Source organism: Acinetobacter sp. 228, from assembly GCF_048147885.1.
Genome location: NZ_JAYWYV010000582.1, coordinates 1 through 1047, shown reverse-complemented (window position 1 = coordinate 1047; position 1047 = coordinate 1). Strand labels below are relative to the sequence as shown.

Annotated in this window: 1 pseudogene; it reads left to right on the top strand. The window is 43.2% G+C overall.

Annotated features, from left to right (window positions below):
• Positions 1–1047: pseudogene (locus VXQ92_RS20995) on the top strand (penicillin-binding transpeptidase domain-containing protein); the annotation flags it as partial.

Here is a 1047-nt window from a genome sequence, read left to right as displayed (position 1 = left end):
TTATTTGTAACGGGTATTAATCATAAAGATTATAGTTCTCTACGTGACAATATAGATCAGCCTCTTTATAACCGCGCAGTACAAGGTGTATATCCTCCTGGTTCAACCATTAAGCCAATGGAAGCGATGGGCGGTTTACATTATGGAATTGTCGATTGGGCTACTGCTATTTCCGACCCTGGTTATTTCCATTTACCGGGTGACTCACACAAATTCCGTGACTGGAAAAAAACCGGCCATGGCATCGTGAACATGCACAAAGCCATTATCATGTCTTGTGACACCTAATTTTATATTTTGGCCAATCAAATGGGCATCGATCAGATGAACCAATGGATGCGTCAATTCGGCTTTGGCCAAAAAACAGGTGTCGATTTACCAAGTGAAAGTGAAGGCTTATATCCAAATCCTGAATGGAAAATGCGTACACGCAAATCCAAATGGATGAAAGGTGAAACGATTTCAGTCAGTATTGGTCAAGGTGCATTTACCGCAACTCCTTTACAACTCGCCATGGCAACTGCCATTACGGCAAACCACGGCTCGCATGTAGTTCCACATGTTTTACGTGCAACCCATGGTGCAAAACCTTTTACCGTACGTAATGCACCTGATGGAAAAATTAATTTCAATGGTACAGATGAAGATTGGGTAAAAATGCGAGAAGCCATGATTGATGTAATTCAATCAGGTACTGGTCGTGGCATCCGTACACCGCTATATCAAATTGCCGGAAAAACAGGTACAGCACAGGTTAAAAGTATTGCTCAAGGCAAACGTTATAACGAAGCTGCGCTTAGTGAACGCCAACTTGACCACGGTCTTTTTGTGGGCTTTGCTCCGGCTGATAAACCAGAAATCGCTATTGCAGTTATTTGGGAAAATGGCCGTCATGGTGGTTCAGCAGCCCAACTTGCTAAACCCGTGTTTGATTACTGGTTATTAACCCGTAAGAAAAATCCGATTCGACCAGCCAACCATCAGGTTAATGGTGGCTTGATGACCGCTGGAATTAAACCAGGTGAACTCCCAAGTGGTAATGAAAGT